The organism is Paraburkholderia sp. SECH2, from assembly GCF_030464795.1.
GTDB lineage: Bacteria > Pseudomonadota > Gammaproteobacteria > Burkholderiales > Burkholderiaceae > Paraburkholderia > Paraburkholderia aspalathi.
The window spans coordinates 1-16238 of record NZ_JALPRH010000053.1 but is presented as its reverse complement, the minus strand read 5'-3'; the positions used below and the strand labels follow the sequence as shown (position 1 = coordinate 16238).

The 16238-nt window shown below is 63.9% G+C and carries 8 protein-coding genes; 1 reads left to right on the top strand and 7 read right to left on the bottom strand.

Annotated elements, in window-relative coordinates:
* Positions 1 to 118: 118 nt before the first annotated feature.
* From M0D66_RS37460 to bcsD, 7 genes are all read right to left on the bottom strand, one after another.
* Entirely contained in the window at positions 119 to 4900 is a 4782-nt protein-coding gene (locus M0D66_RS37460) for a cellulose synthase subunit BcsC-related outer membrane protein (protein WP_266212902.1), read from the bottom strand.
* Positions 4891 to 6099, bottom strand: coding sequence for a cellulose synthase complex periplasmic endoglucanase BcsZ (gene bcsZ, locus M0D66_RS37455; RefSeq protein ID WP_266212901.1), 1209 nt, complete (start codon positions 6097 to 6099; stop codon positions 4891 to 4893). The genes M0D66_RS37460 and bcsZ overlap by 10 nt, the downstream gene beginning before the upstream one ends.
* A 10-nt stretch (positions 6100 to 6109) precedes the next feature.
* Entirely contained in the window at positions 6110 to 8671 is a 2562-nt protein-coding gene (gene bcsB, locus M0D66_RS37450) for a cellulose biosynthesis cyclic di-GMP-binding regulatory protein BcsB (RefSeq protein ID WP_200651538.1), read from the bottom strand.
* Between the two features lie 3 nt (positions 8672 to 8674).
* The gene (gene bcsA / locus M0D66_RS37445; RefSeq protein WP_093632897.1) at positions 8675 to 10879 is read right to left on the bottom strand and encodes a UDP-forming cellulose synthase catalytic subunit; all 2205 of its coding nucleotides are present in this window, start codon (positions 10877 to 10879) and stop codon (positions 8675 to 8677) included.
* Entirely contained in the window at positions 10876 to 11664 is a 789-nt protein-coding gene (bcsQ, locus tag M0D66_RS37440) for a cellulose biosynthesis protein BcsQ (protein WP_211706446.1), read from the bottom strand. The genes bcsA and bcsQ overlap by 4 nt, the downstream gene beginning before the upstream one ends.
* Positions 11661 to 12650, bottom strand: coding sequence for a cellulose biosynthesis protein BcsP (bcsP, locus tag M0D66_RS37435; RefSeq protein WP_266212900.1), 990 nt, complete (start codon positions 12648 to 12650; stop codon positions 11661 to 11663). Before bcsP ends, bcsQ begins: the two co-directional genes overlap by 4 nt.
* 97 nt (positions 12651 to 12747) lie before the next feature.
* Positions 12748 to 13203, bottom strand: a complete 456-nt coding sequence (bcsD, locus tag M0D66_RS37430) for a cellulose biosynthesis protein BcsD (RefSeq protein WP_093633235.1) — start codon at positions 13201 to 13203, stop codon at positions 12748 to 12750.
* A gap of 599 nt (positions 13204 to 13802) precedes the next feature.
* Here bcsD and M0D66_RS37425 point away from each other — a divergent pair.
* Positions 13803 to 16136: a bifunctional diguanylate cyclase/phosphodiesterase gene (locus M0D66_RS37425; RefSeq protein ID WP_266212899.1), complete on the top strand. Its 2334-nt coding sequence runs from the start codon at positions 13803 to 13805 to the stop codon at positions 16134 to 16136.
* Positions 16137 to 16238: the final 102 nt, after the last annotated feature.

Here is a 16238-nt window from a genome sequence, read left to right as displayed (position 1 = left end):
CAAAGAAAAGTAGGTGCCCCCCCGCACAGGGGGAACGCTAATAGACCACTAACAAAACAAGGAAAGGCCAAAGCGCTAAGAGCACTGACAACAAGCGCCGCGCAGGCAAAAAACCCCTCTAGTTCGACAAAGACAAATAAGGCGAACTCACCGGCGTAGGCGGAAACGGCTGCAACCCAGTCTGCTTACTAAAGCTATACCTCAAATAAACCGCCGCGAGCCACTCGCGATACTCATAAGCATTGCCGAGCGAAGCGGTCGCCCCAAACGCCAACTGCGGAGCCAGTTGATACTCCCCCACCGCGCTAAGCGAATAAGAAACCCCAGTCTTACTCTGCCCAGGATACTGCGCACCACTGTCCAGATTCGAACCGAGGGTCTTGGCTTCTGCCGCCGCATTGGCCTGGAGCGTGCCGTCGAGCGGGAAGTAATCCGATGCATCCTGCCGGTAATGCTGTACGCCGATCGAGCCCTTCACGTCATAAGTAAACTGACCATTGCGCCCAGTCCACTCCACCGGCAAATTCAGAATCATGTACTGCTGCGGACTGAAGTACCCGCCCTGACCATACGTGAAGTACGAGAGGTTCTTGTTATAAGCCATCAGTGTCGTGTTCACACCGACAGTGAGCGTCTGATCGGCATCCTTGTAAACACGCGTGTAGATACCGCCGCCGCCTTTGACTGCGTTATTGCTTGCGACGTGATAGCCATGGTAGTTCTGGTACGCGGCGTTCACATACAGGCCGTTGGTGCCGTCATCCCATGCAAGACTGGCGAGGCCGCCGAAGGAAGTGACGCCGCCCCACTCGAGGCCGGAGCCGGAGTCGCGCGCGCCGGCATACGACAGCAAGCTGTCAGTCACCGCGCGGCGCGCGACGGCCAGCGAATACGACACCTTGTCGGTAATGCCACCGTTGTATTGCAAGCCGCCCACAATGTTCTTCTCGGGGAAACCAAGCGGCGTTACGCCGATATCACCATTAAGGTTGCGGCCTTCGTAGCCGAGCGACAAACCTACGCCGTTGGCGGTCTGGCTGCCATAAGTGTTGGTGCCCGCCACCGCCGCCGTAGCGGACGTGCTATTGGACAACCCCGAGCCGAATCGCGCGAGCGTCGATAGACTGCCCGCGGCCGTGCCGGCATCCAGCGTTACCGCCGTCGCCGTCACGACGATGTGGCCGTTGCCGGCCTTGATGCGCCCCTGAACCGGCGCTTCGATATCGGTCAGCGTCGACAGGCCGTCCTCGCCCGTGCGATTGCGGAACACGACCCCGCCCGACACGGTGCTCGACTGCTCGCGATTGACCTGCGCCAGTTCTTCAGCCACGCCGAGCGTCTGCGTATTGGCGACGTTCGGTTGCGGGTAGGTGCCGCCGTTACCGTTCGCGCCAGGTTGTTGCGGGTAGTACGCCTGCGCGTAACCGGTCGGCGGTTGCGGAATATACGGCTGCTGTTGCTGCGCGTAATACCCCGAACCCTGATTCGGATACGGCTGATAAGGCTGCTGACCGTAGGCCTGTTGCGGCGGCACCGGTTGGTAAGGCTGCTGCGCGTAACCCTGCTGCGCGTATCCCTGTTGTTGCTGCGGGTAAGGCTGCTGGCCGTAGTAGGGCTGTTGCTGCTGCGGATAAGCTTGTTGCTGCCCATACGGCGCCTGCGCATAGGCTTGCGCGTTGCGGTTGCTCTTCGACGCACTTTGCTTCTTGCTGGTCGAGCGTTTCGTGCTCGTGGCCGAATTCGTATAACGCGGTTGCTGCATCGAACCGGCATTGGCCTGCGCATCGCGTGCCGCAGGCGACATCGGCCACGGCGTGGTCGCATAACCGTCCGGCTGCTGCGGATAGGGCGCCTGCTGCTGATATTGCGCCTGTTGAGGATATCCACCTTGTTGCGGGTAACCGGATTGCTGCGGATACGCCGGGTTGTACTGCTGCTGCGGCGCCTGCTGCATCTGCGCCTGCCCCTGCCCCGGATACGGCTGCAATGGCGCGCCGGACTGGCTCGACCCGTTGGTCTCCTGGCCGTAGCCATCCGCGTTGGTGCCGGGACGTGGTGCGTTATAGGGAACGGCGGTAGGCGCGGCGTTCGGCGCATACGGCTGTGCAGGCGCGGTATAGGGCGCAACGTACGGCGCGGGCTGCGAGGGCGGCGGATAGTTCGGCACGGTCTGGGACGGCAAGGAGGACTGCGAGTACGGGAGCGATGCACGCGCGGCATTGGAGCCGCCACCTGCGAGCGCGGCGTTGTCGGCGTCGGTCGGCGAGATCGTTGCGGTTTTACCTTCGAAGGGATTGGTGCCCGGCAGCGGCGTCGCGCCGATCCGGCGCATCGCGACTTCCCAGCCGCGCGGCACGTTGCTCGCCGCATTGGTTCGCGGCCCGTTGGCCATCAGCGGCGTATTGGCCGCGATCAGCGAGCGTTGCAGATAAGTCGACGCGAGCGACAGCTTGCCTTCGGCGCGATACATGCGGCCGACCGTCGCCAGCACGCCGGGGTCGCTCGGCGCCGCGGCAAGCGCCTGATTGGCGAGCGATTCGGCATAGCTAAACTGTTTCGCACCAGATGCCGCGGAGATCGTCGCTTGCAGCAGGTTCAGGTCGTCGGGCTTGCGCTGGAGCGCGACGCGGTAACTGGCGAGCGCGTTGCGGTCGTCGCCGGCGCTCGAATAGAGGCGGCCGAGAGCGGCTTGCAGATCGGGATTGTCGGGCATCGCCGCGAGCCACGGCGCGATCACGTCGTAGGCGCTGGCAAGATCGCCGCGCTGACGCACCGCGTCGCATTGCTTGATGACGATGCCCAGATTCAGATTGCCGAAATCCGTGCGCTGCTGCGGCGTCAACTGCATCGCTGCGAGGCGTCGCATCACCATGCCGAGTTCGGCTTCCTGCTGCGTGGCGGAGAGAATACCCGCGTATTGCAGCAGCAAATCGGTGTTGCCAGGCGCCGCGTTCATCGCGCTGCGCACGAGGCCCAATGCGCGATTCGGGTCGCCCGCCTGCTGATACGCGGCAGCGATCACGCCGATCAGTTCGGGATTGTTGCCGGCAACCGGTTCGGCGGCGTGCAAGGTTGCCAGCGCTTGTTGCGACTGACCGTTGCGCGCCATCCGCGTCGCGAGATCGGCCTGCTGATGCACCCACAGGCGATGCTGCAAGGTCGTCATCGCGTCGGTGCGCTGCGCGGCCGGAATCCGTTCGAGTTGCGCGAGACCTGCCGTCCAGTCCTGTGTTTCCGCCGACAGCAGCGCGCTCGCATACAGCGCGTCGGTCATGTCGGGATGCGCGGCGAGCAATCCGTCCATCATGCTGCGGGCATTCGCAACCGCGCCCTGGCGCACGTAAATACGGGCGAGGTCGAGGCGCAGCCAGGGGTCGTCAGGATCGTTCAGCAGCGCGTCTTCGAACAGGCTGCGCGCACTGCCGAGATCGCCGCGCGCTTCGGCCGCGCGCGCCTGCGCGGCCTGCGCTTCGCCACGCAGACGGTTGATGCCGCCCGCCTTCGATTGTTGTTCGCTGTTCAGCTGATTGGCGAATTGCAGCGCTTCGTCGCCACGGCCTTGCGCGGCGAGCGAACCGACGAGGCCGCGAATCGCATCGGGATTGTCGGCCTGGCGGCGCAGTGCCATCCGGTAGGCCTGTTCGGCGCCTACCGCGTCGCCGTTCGTAAGCAGCATCTCGCCGAGCAGCACCTGCGCGGTGACGTCGGACGGATTCAGCGCGATCGCGCGTTCGAACAGCGACTTCGCCTTCGCGAACTCGCCATTGCTGCGAGCGCCGATGGCGTCGCTGGTATAGGTCCAGTAGGTCGCGCTATCGAGCGCGGTTTTCCAGCGCGCCGGATTGCCGTTGCGCGACGCGCGTTCCAGATAGTTGCGGGCTTCGGCGAATTTTTCCTGCTTCAACGCGGCGATACCCATGCCGCCGAGCGCGTCGGTGTCGTTCGGACTATTCGCCAGTACTGACGAAAACTTCGCGCGTGCCGCGCCGAGGTCGCCGCGATCGAGCGCGGCGAAACCGTCGGCAATGGTGCGGCCGCGGGCGTCGACGGCGGCATTTTCCTGGGCGCGATCGCGGGCCACCTTGTCCTGCTGAACCATCGACTCGAAGCGCGCCTTGACCGCGGCGTCGTCGGTTGCGCCTTGCAGGTACGCTTCGTACATTGCAGCATCCGACGGCCGTGCGTCGAGCCACAACAGAGCCTGCCGCCAGCTCTTTTTCGCCGACGCGCCGACCGTGCTGTCGCCTGCGAGCTTCTGCAGCCGCGCAATACCGTCGCGGCGCGTCGTATCGCGATACGTCAGATGCTGTGCGTAGGCGAGGGCGTAGCGCGGGTCGTCGGGGTTATCGCGTGCGAGCTGTTCGAGGCCGCGGCGCGCCTGGTCCCAGCCTTGCGGCGTGGCCGACAGCGCCTGGTAATACTCGAGTTGCAGTGCGGGTGTGGCCGGCTTGCCGTTCAACGCGCGCTGATACTCCTCTACCGCGCTCGCGCTCTGACCGCTTTGCGCGAGCCGCCGCGCGTCGTTGACAGTCTGGTCACGCAGACTCGATTCGCCGAGGCGCCGGCCCAGTTCGTCGAGGTTCGGATAGTTCGGCGCGACCGCTTTCAGACGCGCGAGATATTGCTGCGCACCGGCGCCGTCCTTGCGGTCGGCGAGCACCATGCCCATGCCGTAGAGCGCATCGGGTTGCTTCGGGTCGATGCGCAACACTTTCTGCCACGCCTGCTCGGCGAGGTCGCCGCGATGATGCGATTGCCAGTACTTGCCCTGATCAATCAGCACGTTCAAGGGGTCTTTGGACGCCTGCGCCAATGCGTCAGGCGAAGCCGTCGCCACGCAGCAGACGGCCGTGAGGCTCAGCGCGAACCGCAATGAAAACGCGAGGGCGCTCAATCGCATGCATTTCTCCAACTCGGCACGAGACGGCCGGCTTCGTCGAAACGATAGCGTCCGTCGATGAATCCGGTGCCGAACAAGCCCAGCACACGATCGTAATAAACAGGTTCGCGGCCCGGCACATTGGTGTCGAGCGCGGCGAGATGGGTGCGCGCGAGCCCGAGGCCGCGCTCGTCATTGAGCGATTTGAAGTACGGCGCGAGCGCGCCCCAGTAGCTCAACGGTCCTTCGCCTCTCGCCGTACCGGTGGTCGACGAAACCTTCTCGGGCGGAATGCCGCTTTGCGCAACCTTCGCGCGCATGCCGCCGAGCGCCGCGAGCCAGGGTTTGGCGAGCGGGTCGGCGGGCGAGGTGAGTCCGGCCCACAGATAGACGCGGATCGCGTCGTAGCTGCCGGTGTCGCCTTCTTTCGGATCGACTACGAACTGGCCGTTCTGCCACGCCGCCCAGTCGGGCGCGAAACCTTGCGGCGCGGTGGTCTTGATGAGCTTGTAGGCGCTGTCGGCGAGCTTGGCCCACGGGCCGTTCGGCATGTCTTTGGCGAGTGCGCGCAGCACGGGCAAGGGCAGGTAGCTCGGATTCAGACGCGTCACGCCACCATTCTTGAAGCCTTGCGGGCCGGGCAGCAGCATCGGGCCGACACCCGGCAGCGTGGTCATTTCCTGGCGTGCGATCTGGGCGGCGAGCGCCTCGCCGAGTTGCGTATAACTCGACTCATGCCACAGGCGGCCGGCTTGCAGCAGATCGTAGGCGATCCACAGGTCGGAGTCGGATGCGGAATTCGGATCGAGCACGCCGAACGAGCCATCCGGCTTCTTGCCCCAAAGCCACGACGGCAGCCGCACGTTTTGCGCATCGAACTGATTGCCCGCGAGATTGGTGCGGGTCCAGTTCAGGAGCCGGTCGAAGGTTGCGCGGTCGTTCGCGACCAGCGCGAAGAACAGGCCGTATGACTGACCTTCGGAGGTGGTCTTCAACTGCGGCGAGGAGTAGTCGATCACGCGGCCATCGGCCTGCACGAAGTGCTCGACGAAAATGCGGTACGCCGGCCAGTCGGTATTGCACGGACCCGTTTGGCCGGGTGCCGAAGTGGTCTGCGCCACCTTGGTGATATTGGCAAAGCACGTGGCCGCCGCAAGGGCAAGGCCAAAGCCAAGCCCGAGCGTCAGCGCCACGTGTGTCTTGATGTTTCGAACCCGCATATCAGTCCTATCAGTCCTTTAGGCGGCGCGCGGCGATCGAGCGCAGCGTCCGGTAGAACAGGCCGGCGATGATCAGCGCGGCGAGCACGCCGCCCAGCATCAGCAACAGCGGATGCGACGACAGCGCCCAGCGCAGATACTCCTGCGGCGACAAATGGCCGACATAGTACGCTTCGCCGTTCGACGTGATGGTGACGGTGCGGCCGTGGACCACAGCCATCGCGCCTTGAATTTCCTGCAGCACGTCGGCGTCGAGCAGGGCGGCGGACAGATCGGCGTCCGACTGGCCGGCCGCGCTCACCAGCGCGACGGCGCTGCGGTTCTTCTGCAGCGGCGATTCGAAACCGGTCAGGAGCGCATCGCCGCTCGAGCTCACGAGCGTCAGGTCGGCGCGTGCCGGCGAGCGTTCGACGCCGCGTTCGCCATGCCACCAGTCCTCGAGCTTGAAGACCACGTCCGAGAGCGCGAAGGTGCGCGAATCGCCGTCGCTGGAGAACGGCATCGACTTGGCCCAGCGTTGCAGCAGCGGTTGCTTGCCCGGCGCGCCGAAAATCAGCAGGTCTTTGTTCGCGTACTTGTCGACATCGTCGGCCGTGCCGACGGTGACGCCATTCACCGGATACCCCGTCGATGCGCCCATGCGGCCCATGGTCAGCAGGAACAGGCTGTAGTCGCTCGAATCGGCCTCGTTCGGCAAGACCACCGCGGTCTCCGAGAGATCGGCCATCCGCGTGAACGGGAAGCCGCTATTGGCGAAGGCCGCGAGATCAGGCAGCGCCATGTAATGCGGGAACGACGAGAGGTCGATGGTCGAGTTCGGATCGATGGCGCCGACCACGTTTTCCAGCAGACGGCCGTGGCATTCGCCGGTGTTCGGAATGTCGTAGAAGAAATGCAGGCGCACCTGGGCGCGCGGCGTCAGCAGCAGCGGCGGAATATGCACGGTGCGACGCGCTTCGGCGGTCTTATCCGGTAACACGCGCTCGAAGTAATGGCCCAACTCGAACACCGAGGCCGACTCGGCCGGAATCGGCAGGGCCTGCACGAAGCCGTCGTTGACGCTGACGTTCAGCGACGAACGGTCCCGCAGCGGACGCACCGTATAGCGGTAGCGCAGATCGATCGGCGCGCCCTTGGTGTGCCACATGAACAGATCCGGCGGCACGCGAAGATTCACGCGCACGGCGTCGGCGTCATAGCCGGACACCGTCAGGTCGCGCGGATCGGTGAGTTCGCCGAAACGCACCGGACGGTTAGTCGGCAGCCAATTTGGCGCGTCGTACGGCGCACGCTGCATGAGTTCGTTCAACTGCGTGATCGTCGCGCTCGGGCCGGTGAGCGTGTTCTGGCCGATGCCGAGCGCTTTGGCGGCGGTTTTCAGTTCGGCCTCGGTGCGGCCGAGCACGAGCAGCAGCTTGCCGCGCGCCGGCGCTTCGCGATCCACCACCGCGATCGTCGGGCCGGAAATCGCCGGAATCGTTACACCAGCCGGGCGCTGGTCGTCGGTCGCGAACACGACGGCGTTGCCCGACAGCGGCGCGTTATCCAGTTGCGCCGGAAACACCGCGCCGCGATAGCCGGCGAGCGCGCCGAACCAAGATGCGACGATGCCGCCTGCTTCGAGCGTCGCGGCGCCGGGCTTTTGCGGGAACACGAAGGGCAGCTCGAGACGGCGCACGTCGCGGCGGTCGAAGAACGGCTGCGGCAGGGCGGCGAGATCCGGCTTGCTGGCGAGCGACGCGTAAGTCAGATCGAGCGAACTCGCATTGCTGACGGTGGCCCACAGCGACGAATTCGCCGGGTCTTCGCAACTGGTCGTGTAGTGGCCGATCAACTGCACGTTCAGATGGTTGAATTCGGTGATGAAACGCGGATCGATCGAGACGTCGCGCGCCACCAGCATGCCGGCCTGTTCGTGCGGCACCGGCAGCGTCGCGGCGACTTCGCCGTTCACCAGCACTTTCAGCTGGGAAATATTCGCGAGCAGCGCCGGCGAGTAGCTGTAGACCAGATGCAGGATCGCGCCGGTCACCACTTCGTCGCCGCGCACGGAGAACGCGACGCCGTTCTGGCCGTCGGTGCCGCGCAGTTGCAGCGGATCGCGCGCGCCGAGGTCGGCGAACGTGAGCGTTTGACGGCGGCCCCCCGGCACCAGCGTGCCCGGTTCGGCGGTGGTCGGCGTTTTGATCCCCAAGGCTTTCACCGACGACGCGGCGAGCGCCGGCGTGGGCGTGGCCAGTTGCGCTTGCGCGAGCGCGTTCGGATCGTAGAGGACGGCCGCGCTCGGCGCGGGCACACTGCCCACGCCGGTGGCGACGCGCGCAGCCGCCGCGCCTGGGGCGCCTGCCGCCGGCGACGCTTGCGACGCACTCGCGCCGCTCATGGCCGCTGCAGCCACTTCAACTGCCGAAGCCAGTGGCGCCGCCAACGCGGTTTGCAACGCGAGCCAGCAGGCAAGCCCGCGCATCAGCCGTTTTGAGCGAGGGCGTCCAAAAAGGCGTGCCTCCGTTTCCATCCCATTGCGCCCGTGATTCGAGCGTTCGACGTGTCCCTTCGCCATCCTGTTGCCCATTGATCAGTCTTTGGTTTTTAGCTTCTTGACGTCCACCGGACGGCTTTTCATCGAGCTTCGAAGGTCGGCATAAAGATGCTCGAAGAGCCCCACGATGCCGCGCGCGCCGACCGTCAGCACATGCGTCAGACCGCGCAACGGCGTGTCCTGCTGACGCCCTTCGGCCCAGCCGGTCCATGCGTCGGCGCGCGCGAACGTGGTCTTGACGAACTCGTATTCCTGTTCGCGCGTCATTGCCGAGAAGCGCAAGCCCACGCGGCCCGGCTCCGTGAAACCGACGGTGGCGGGGAAGGCGTATTCCTCGTCGCCGCGAAACAGCGATACGGTCACGCTTTCGTGCATCGGCACTTCGATCTTGGCGGGCAGCGCCACGCCGACGCCGCCTTCCGAGTAGTCGATGGTCTCGCAAGCGAGCGTGCGGCCGGTCGAGAACTTCAGCATCACCGGCATGGTCATCGCCACGCGGTGCACTGCGCGAATCTGCCGGCGCTCGCTGGCCGCGGCCACGCTCGCGCCGAGAATCAGCATGTTGTAGGTGGTCCAGCCCAAGTTCAGGATGGTCGTCTGCACCACGCTGCGAGTGTGCCAGTTCAGATAGATATGCACGATGCCGACCACGAAGCCGATCAGGTTCAGCAACAGCAGAAACAGATACGGCCGCGAGATCGCCCAGTCGAAGTAGTTCTTTTCGATCTGACCGCCCTTGGCCGTCACGTTGAACTTGCCGAGCTTCGGGTTGATCAGCGCGAGCAGCGTCGGGGCGGTAATGTACGACGCCAGCACCGATTCGTAAACTTCGGCCCAGAAAGAATGGCGGAACGAGCGCTGCATCCGCGAGTTGGTGATGCTCGCATGCATCATGTGCGGCAGTGCGTAGATCGCGATCGTGCTGGCGGCGGCTTCGATCACGTGCGCGCCGAAGAACAGATACGACAGCGGCGCCGTGAGAAACACCAGACGCGGGATGCCGTAGAAGAAGTGCATCATCGCGTTCAGATAACAGAGCCGCTGGCCGATTTTCAGGCCCTTGCCGGTGAGTGGATTGTCGATCCGGAAAATCTGCGTCATGCCCCGCGCCCAGCGAATCCGCTGGCCGATGTGGCCGGACAGACTTTCGGTGGCGAGACCTGCTGCCTGCGGGATCGCCAGATAGGCGGTGGTGTAGCCGAGGCGGTGCAGCTTCAACGCGGTGTGCGCGTCTTCGGTCACCGTTTCGACCGCGATGCCGCCGATCTCTTCGACCATGGTCCGGCGCAGCAACGCGCACGAGCCGCAGAAGAAGGTCGCGTTCCACAGATCGTTGCCGTCCTGCACGAGGCCGTAAAACAGTTCGCCTTCGTTCGGCACTTTGCGGAAGGTGCCGAGATTGCGTTCGAACGGATCAGCGGAGAAGAAGTGGTGCGGCGTTTGCAGCATCGACAGCAGCTTGTCGCGCAGGAACCAGCCGAGGCCGATCTGCAGGAACGAGCGGGTCGGAATGTGATCGCAGTCGAAGATCGCGAGGTACTCGCCTTGGGTGATCTTCAGGGCTTCATTGATGTTGCCGGCCTTCGCGTGGCGGTTGTGCGTGCGGATCGTCCAGTTGACGCCGACTTCCTCGCAGAAAGCCTTGAACTCGGGACGGCGGCCGTCGTCTAGCACGTGGATCGCGATCTTGTCGGCCGGATAGTCGAGCGCGAGCGCGGCGTAGATGGTCGGCTTCACCACCGCGAGCGGCTCGTTGTAGGTCGGGATGAAGACGTCGACGGTCGGCCACAGATCGCGCGAGGCGGGCAGCGGCATCGGCGTGCGCTTGAGCGGCCAGGCGGTCTGGAAGTAGCCGAGCATCAGCACGACGGTCGAATAGACTTCGGCCGACACCAGCAGCAGACCCCATGCGGCGTCGAGCGGATGCTCCCAGTAAGTCGTCGAAGTGAGCCGCCAGTACATATAGCGGCCCGACGTGACCACCGAGAGCATGATCATCACCATCGTCGCGTAACGGCCTTGCAGCCGTCGGAACAGCAGCGCGGTGACGAAGCAGCAGGTCGCGAACGTCAGTTGCTCGTAGAACGCGAGCGGCACCGTGAAGACGAAGTACAGCATCATCAGCGCGAACAGCGTGACCAGACCCGTCACGATCCGGCTGTTCCAGAAACGCGCGTCGACGATGCGTTCGAGCCGCGACGGTTCGCCGGCCTCGATGTCCTGCGACTGGGGCGTACTCATGCGACGTTCCTCGGCGAGACGGCGATCGCATCGACCGCCGCCATCAGCCAGTTGCCGCACGAACGAAAATCGGCGGCCGCCTGGCTGAGTGGATCGTAGTGAATCAGCGTGGTGTCGCAGGCGAGCGCTTCGCTCACCCCTTCATCAAGATGGATGACGCCCGGGAAGAGCTTGTCGCCGAGCATCTGTCGCAAGACCTTGAGGACGTCTTTGGTCAACTGGCGCGACTGGTCGATCTGGTTGACCACGTAACCTTCGCCCCCGAACTCGGGGCGCGGCGCCGCGTACGCTTCAATTAGCCGTTCCATCAACGGAATGGCCGCGTAGGAAGCCGCGTCGGCGAGCACTACGTTCAGCGTGAAAGTGGCCGCGCACAACGCAGCGCGTACATACACGGACGAACCTGGCGGCGTATCGATGATGACGATGTCGGACGCATCGAGCCGCAGCGTTTGCAGCGAGTGCGCGAGCCACCTCGGGTCCTGATCGATATGAGCTTCGAAGCGGCGGCGATCGTCTTCGAGCACGGCGCCGTAGGGCAGCACGGTCACACCGTCTACGCCGTCGAACATGACCGATTGCCACGGATCGCCCGTCAATGTCGCGCGCGACAAACCGTCGATGCTGTCGAGCGGCACGCCGAAATGCAGACGCAGCGCGTTTTGCGGATCGAGGTCGAGCGCGATCACGCGGCGGCCGCTGGCGGCAAGCACGGAAGCGAGATTGGCGGCGAGGGTGGTTTTACCGACCCCGCCTTTGGCGGACACGACCGCAATGACTTTCATGAGCGACGAGGGCCGTTGACCAGCCACGAGTTGGAGGGGGCGGGCGCGGCGACGCTGGGAGCGCGGACCGGCGCGGGGGCCGTTTGTGCGGGTGTGCCGCGCAGACGGTCGAAGACCGATTGCAGCGGTGCGGATTCGCCGGTGGGCGCGGCGGGTTGCGGCGGCGTCGGTTCGGATGCCGGAGCGAACAGTTTGCCGAGGATCGACGCGGGCGGCTTTGGCGCTGCGGGCGCAGTCGTGTAGGTGGGTGCGGGTGCTTGTGCCCACGTCGGGGTGTGCGCCTGGGCGGGAGCTTGCGTCCATGCCGGGACCGGAGCCGGTGCTTGCGCCCACGTCGGCGCGGATGCGGAGACCGGCGCCGGCGCAGTGCTGCGCGGCGTGAGGGCAGGGATCTCGGCGCGCGGCATCACCGCTGCTGACGGCATGCTCGCCGTAGGTTGCGCTACAGGCATGGCCGGCGTGCGGAACTGAGCCACGGGCGGAATACTTACAGCTGGCATGACAGGGGGAATAGGTGCGGTCGCAATCGGCGGCACCTGTACCTTGGCGACGGCAGCCGCAGGCTGTGCGGCCACTGGCGTCACGGCATCGATCGGTACGGCAGCGTCACCCTTCGTTTCGAACGCGCCGAAACGTGAAGCGCCGCGCGGTGCGCCAGGCTGAGCGGCGACGGCGACCGGCGGAATGTCCCGACGATGCGAGCGGGTAAACAGCGGCGCCTTCGCGCGCGTGACCGAGGCAGCGTCTTTGGGCGTCATGTCCTGACGATCGACTTCCGGCGCCGCTTCTTGCTGCGATGCCTCGCCAGCAACCTCGCGGCGTTGCCCGATCGCGGGAATCGCCGGCTGTGTCAGATCCAGCGTCACCAGCAACGGCCAACGCGTGCGCGCCGAACGCGCTTCGTTTTCGCGGCCGATTTCCTGGTACGCGCTGGCGTCGCCGCCAAAATGGTCGAATAGTTTTTCGATGTCGCTAGATGAACTCATAGTGCCGCCGACTTTTTAATGACTTGCGTTGCCCCGATCGGTCCGCTCGCCTGGCTCGCTTACCTGGCTCGCTTACCTGGTCTGCTACCCGGACCGCTCAAACAGAATGCCGCCCCAGCCGGAACTCGATCGAGGTGTCCGTGCCGTACGCGCTCGTTTGCGCTACCGAAAGGCCCTGCGCGCCCAACGCGCTCAACCACGTCTGATAGACGCCTTCGAGAAACGCCGGGGTCCACGCGAGCGCCGCGCTGCCGAATGCCTGCAGCGGCGCACAGTAATGAACGATGCGCAGCGCGTCTGCTTCGTCGGACAGTTCGACGTAGCCCCAATCCATGTCATGCCAGTACAGATTCAACGCCTGAGCGAGCTCGGCGGTGGACCCGCACGCCGGCAATTGATGCGCCGCCGCAAACCGGCAACCGACCCGGTACATCAATTGACGCAGTTCGTCGCGACCGATCTGCGCTTCGAACTCCGTCGCGAGTGCGGTCAGCATGCCGCGCCATTGTGGCGAGATTTGGCGTTCCAGCAGGTAATCGAGAATTTGGACCATGTTTTCCGGGAAATAGCCGCTGCTCAAACCGCGTACAAAACGGGTGCCGACGGCCGAATAACTGAAAGTGTTACGGGAAGGCGCGCGTTGCACGCGTCTTAGGTTACTTTTACCGAGTTCGTCTGCTCTATCCGCCACACTTCGGAGGAGTCTACTTAAGACATTAACTTTTAGCCACTTTACATTCGTCTGCTTTATACGCGCAAACGATTGCTGCAGATGCTTGTCCGCCACGTAATTTTTGCTGCCGGAATTGCCTTGTTCGCTTCTCCACCGAGGATGTCCGTCGCTAAGCTGTTTTCAATAATTTTATTAACGGTCGATTGCGCCGATCTTTTAGCTTTTTGGTTTCGTGTCAAATGCAACGGTTTGAGTTGGGTTGCGCGGAATGAGCCAGGTATTGGCCGTCGAGAGGGTGGCGAGTCCCTCATGCTAACGGCGGTGCTGTTATGCGCGGGGCATCTCTCGTGTCGCGTGATGGCGGCGTAGCCCTGCCTGAGCGGGGGGAAATTCTATTTACGGGTGGGGCATAAATATTTGTCAGACGGTTGCCGTTATACATCGGTAGAGTAACCGGAGCCAGCCTGATATCTATCAATATGCTTTCCACCTCAACGAAGCCACTGTCCGATTCCGGTTTGCGCGATCGCTTCCATCGACGATCGTTGGAACACCAGCGTCCCCTTTCGACGGTGACGATGGCATTTACGGTTGTCGCGTTCCTGTGTCTCGTGGGGGCGCGCAACATGGTCAACGGGCCGGCAACGCCGCTTGGCTACCGGCTTGCCTGTGCGCTGGTGCTCGCCTTGCTGGTGATGGCGATTCCACGCACCGGCTCGACCTGGACCTTCGGTGCAATCGGTGTCGCTTACTCTCTTGTGCTGGTGGTGGGTCTCGCGCTGAACGTCTCCGGCGTCGAGCAGCCGTTGTTGTGGATCCTGCCGGCCATGGTGGTGATCCCCGTCTGCGCTGCGCCGTTGTGGCTCACGCCGCTGCATTTCTTCGTCGGCAGCGCGCTCTTCTATGGGGCGGCGTTTGCCTTGCTGTTCGGCGGGCCGCGCACGCATGACGTCGACATCGTCGTGTGGATGTGGATCCTGGCGATCGGTGTGCCGACTTCCGTTGTGTTTCACTTCGGTTTCTACCGGTTCCGTCGTAACCACTTTCTGCTCGAGAGCCAACTGGCGCAGCTCGCCGCGACCGATCCGCTGACCGGCCTGCAAAACCGCCGTGCATTCGTGAAGCAGGCCGAGCGCCGCCTCGAAACCATGACGCCCGAGGCGCGGGTCAGCGCGATTTTTCTCGACATCGACAGTTTCAAATCGCTGAACGACCGCTTTGGCCATGCAGTCGGCGACCATGCGTTGTACCAGGTCGCCCAGGTGTTGATGGAGGAGACCTCCGCGGACGACAGTGTGAGCCGGATCGGCGGCGAGGAGTTTGCCGTGCTGCTGCGTGACGGCCTGACTGGCGCACTGGCGCTGGCCGAGCGCCTGCGCGCCGCGATTGCCGCGCTCGAGCGCCCGGACGGCCATCTGACCGCGAGCTTCGGCGTGGCTCAACACCGGAGCGGCGAAAACATCATGGTGTTGCTCGATCGCGCCGACGAAGCCTTGCTGCGCGCCAAGCATTCGGGCAGAAACCGCGTGTGCGCCGAACGTGCGTTGCCGATCGAACCGCTGCAGATGCTCGCCGGCGATGTGTTCGCGGAGGACGGGGCGCTGGTGCCGCGGCATCGCTGGGACGAGTACTCCCTGACCTCGCACTTCCAGCCGCTCTACAGTTTGTCGCATCAGAAGCAGGTGGGGTTCGAGGCCTTGCTGCGCGGCGAGCAGGACGACGGCACGCTGGTGCCGCCCGTGGTGCTGTTCGCGCCGAAGCCCTCCAGCGACGAAGGCGCGCTCGATCGCGCGAGCCATGCCGTGCATCTGGCCAACGCGCGCAAGTCGCTGCCGAGCGATGCCTGGCTATTCTTGAATATTCTGCCTGCGACGTTTATCGCCGAGGGCTATGCGGACCAGCTCGCCAGGATCGTGCGGGCGGTGGGGCTCGAACCTGAGCGGGTGGTTCTCGAGATTCTCGAATCGCATGGTGGCAGCGTCGACGACATGTCGCGGGTGGCGGCTTTGTACCGTGAGCATGGCTTTCTGATCGCCGTCGACGATTTCGGTGCGGGGCAGTCGAACCTCGACCGGTTGCTGCGGATTCGGCCGGATCTTGTAAAGCTCGATGGCGAGCTGATTCGCGCGACGGGTCATGGCACCGAGCAGCCGATCTTGCCGAAGCTCGTTTCTTTGTTACACCTGGCGGGGATGCTGGTTGTTGTTGAGGGCGTGGAAACCACGGAGGAATTGATTCTTGCTGTGGAGTCGAATGTGGATTTTGCGCAAGGATTTTTGCTTGGGCGGCCGGCGGCTGAGATTGTGCCGCCTGATTCGGTGCATAGGCGAATTGATGATGCGTTCGATGTGATCGCCCAGGGGAGGGCCCATCAGTATGCGATGTTTGAGTCGGAGGTTGAGCCGTATCGGGCTGCTTTGAGGCGGGCTGCCGATGCTTTGATTGCCGGTGTTTCCGTTGGTGAGGCGTTTGCTTTTCTGGCTACGTTTGAGCGGTGTATCAGTTGCTTTGTTCTTGATGATTCGGGGCGGCAGATTGGGCATGAAGTGCGCGGGCCCGCGTGGAGTGGTGATGGGGCTTCGTTGCAGCCTGTGGCTAATCCGCAGGATGCCAGGTGGGATCATCGGCCTTATTTTCGTAACGCTGTTTTGTTGCCTGGGGTGGCTGTGGCTAGTAATCCTTATCTTTCTTTGGCTAGTGGGCGGCCTTGTGTTGCGGTTACTTTGGCTGTGCAGTTTTCCGCTGAGCGGTCGGTTATTGGGGTGGAGTTGGATTGGTCGGTGGTGGGGTTGCCTTGGCCTGCCGGTGAGTAGTTTTTTTGCCTTTGGCGGCGGCATTTGGCCGTGTTCCTGGGGCTTTGGCCTTTCCTTGATTTGTTAGTGGTCTATTAGTGTTGCCCCTGTGCGGGGCGGCAC

Excerpts from the sequence above, each read along its gene's own strand:
- M0D66_RS37460 (WP_266212902.1), bottom strand. The coding sequence starts at position 4,900 with ATGCGATTGAGCGCCCTCGCGTTTTCATTGCGGTTCGCGCTGAGCCTC.
- bcsZ (WP_266212901.1), bottom strand. The coding sequence starts at position 6,099 with ATGCGGGTTCGAAACATCAAGACACACGTGGCGCTGACGCTCGGGCTT.
- bcsB (WP_200651538.1), bottom strand. The coding sequence starts at position 8,671 with ATGGGCAACAGGATGGCGAAGGGACACGTCGAACGCTCGAATCACGGG.
- bcsA (WP_093632897.1), bottom strand. The coding sequence starts at position 10,879 with ATGAGTACGCCCCAGTCGCAGGACATCGAGGCCGGCGAACCGTCGCGG.
- bcsQ (WP_211706446.1), bottom strand. The coding sequence starts at position 11,664 with ATGAAAGTCATTGCGGTCGTGTCCGCCAAAGGCGGGGTCGGTAAAACC.
- bcsP (WP_266212900.1), bottom strand. The coding sequence starts at position 12,650 with ATGAGTTCATCTAGCGACATCGAAAAACTATTCGACCATTTTGGCGGC.
- bcsD (WP_093633235.1), bottom strand. The coding sequence starts at position 13,203 with ATGGTCCAAATTCTCGATTACCTGCTGGAACGCCAAATCTCGCCACAA.
- M0D66_RS37425 (WP_266212899.1), top strand. The coding sequence starts at position 13,803 with ATGCTTTCCACCTCAACGAAGCCACTGTCCGATTCCGGTTTGCGCGAT.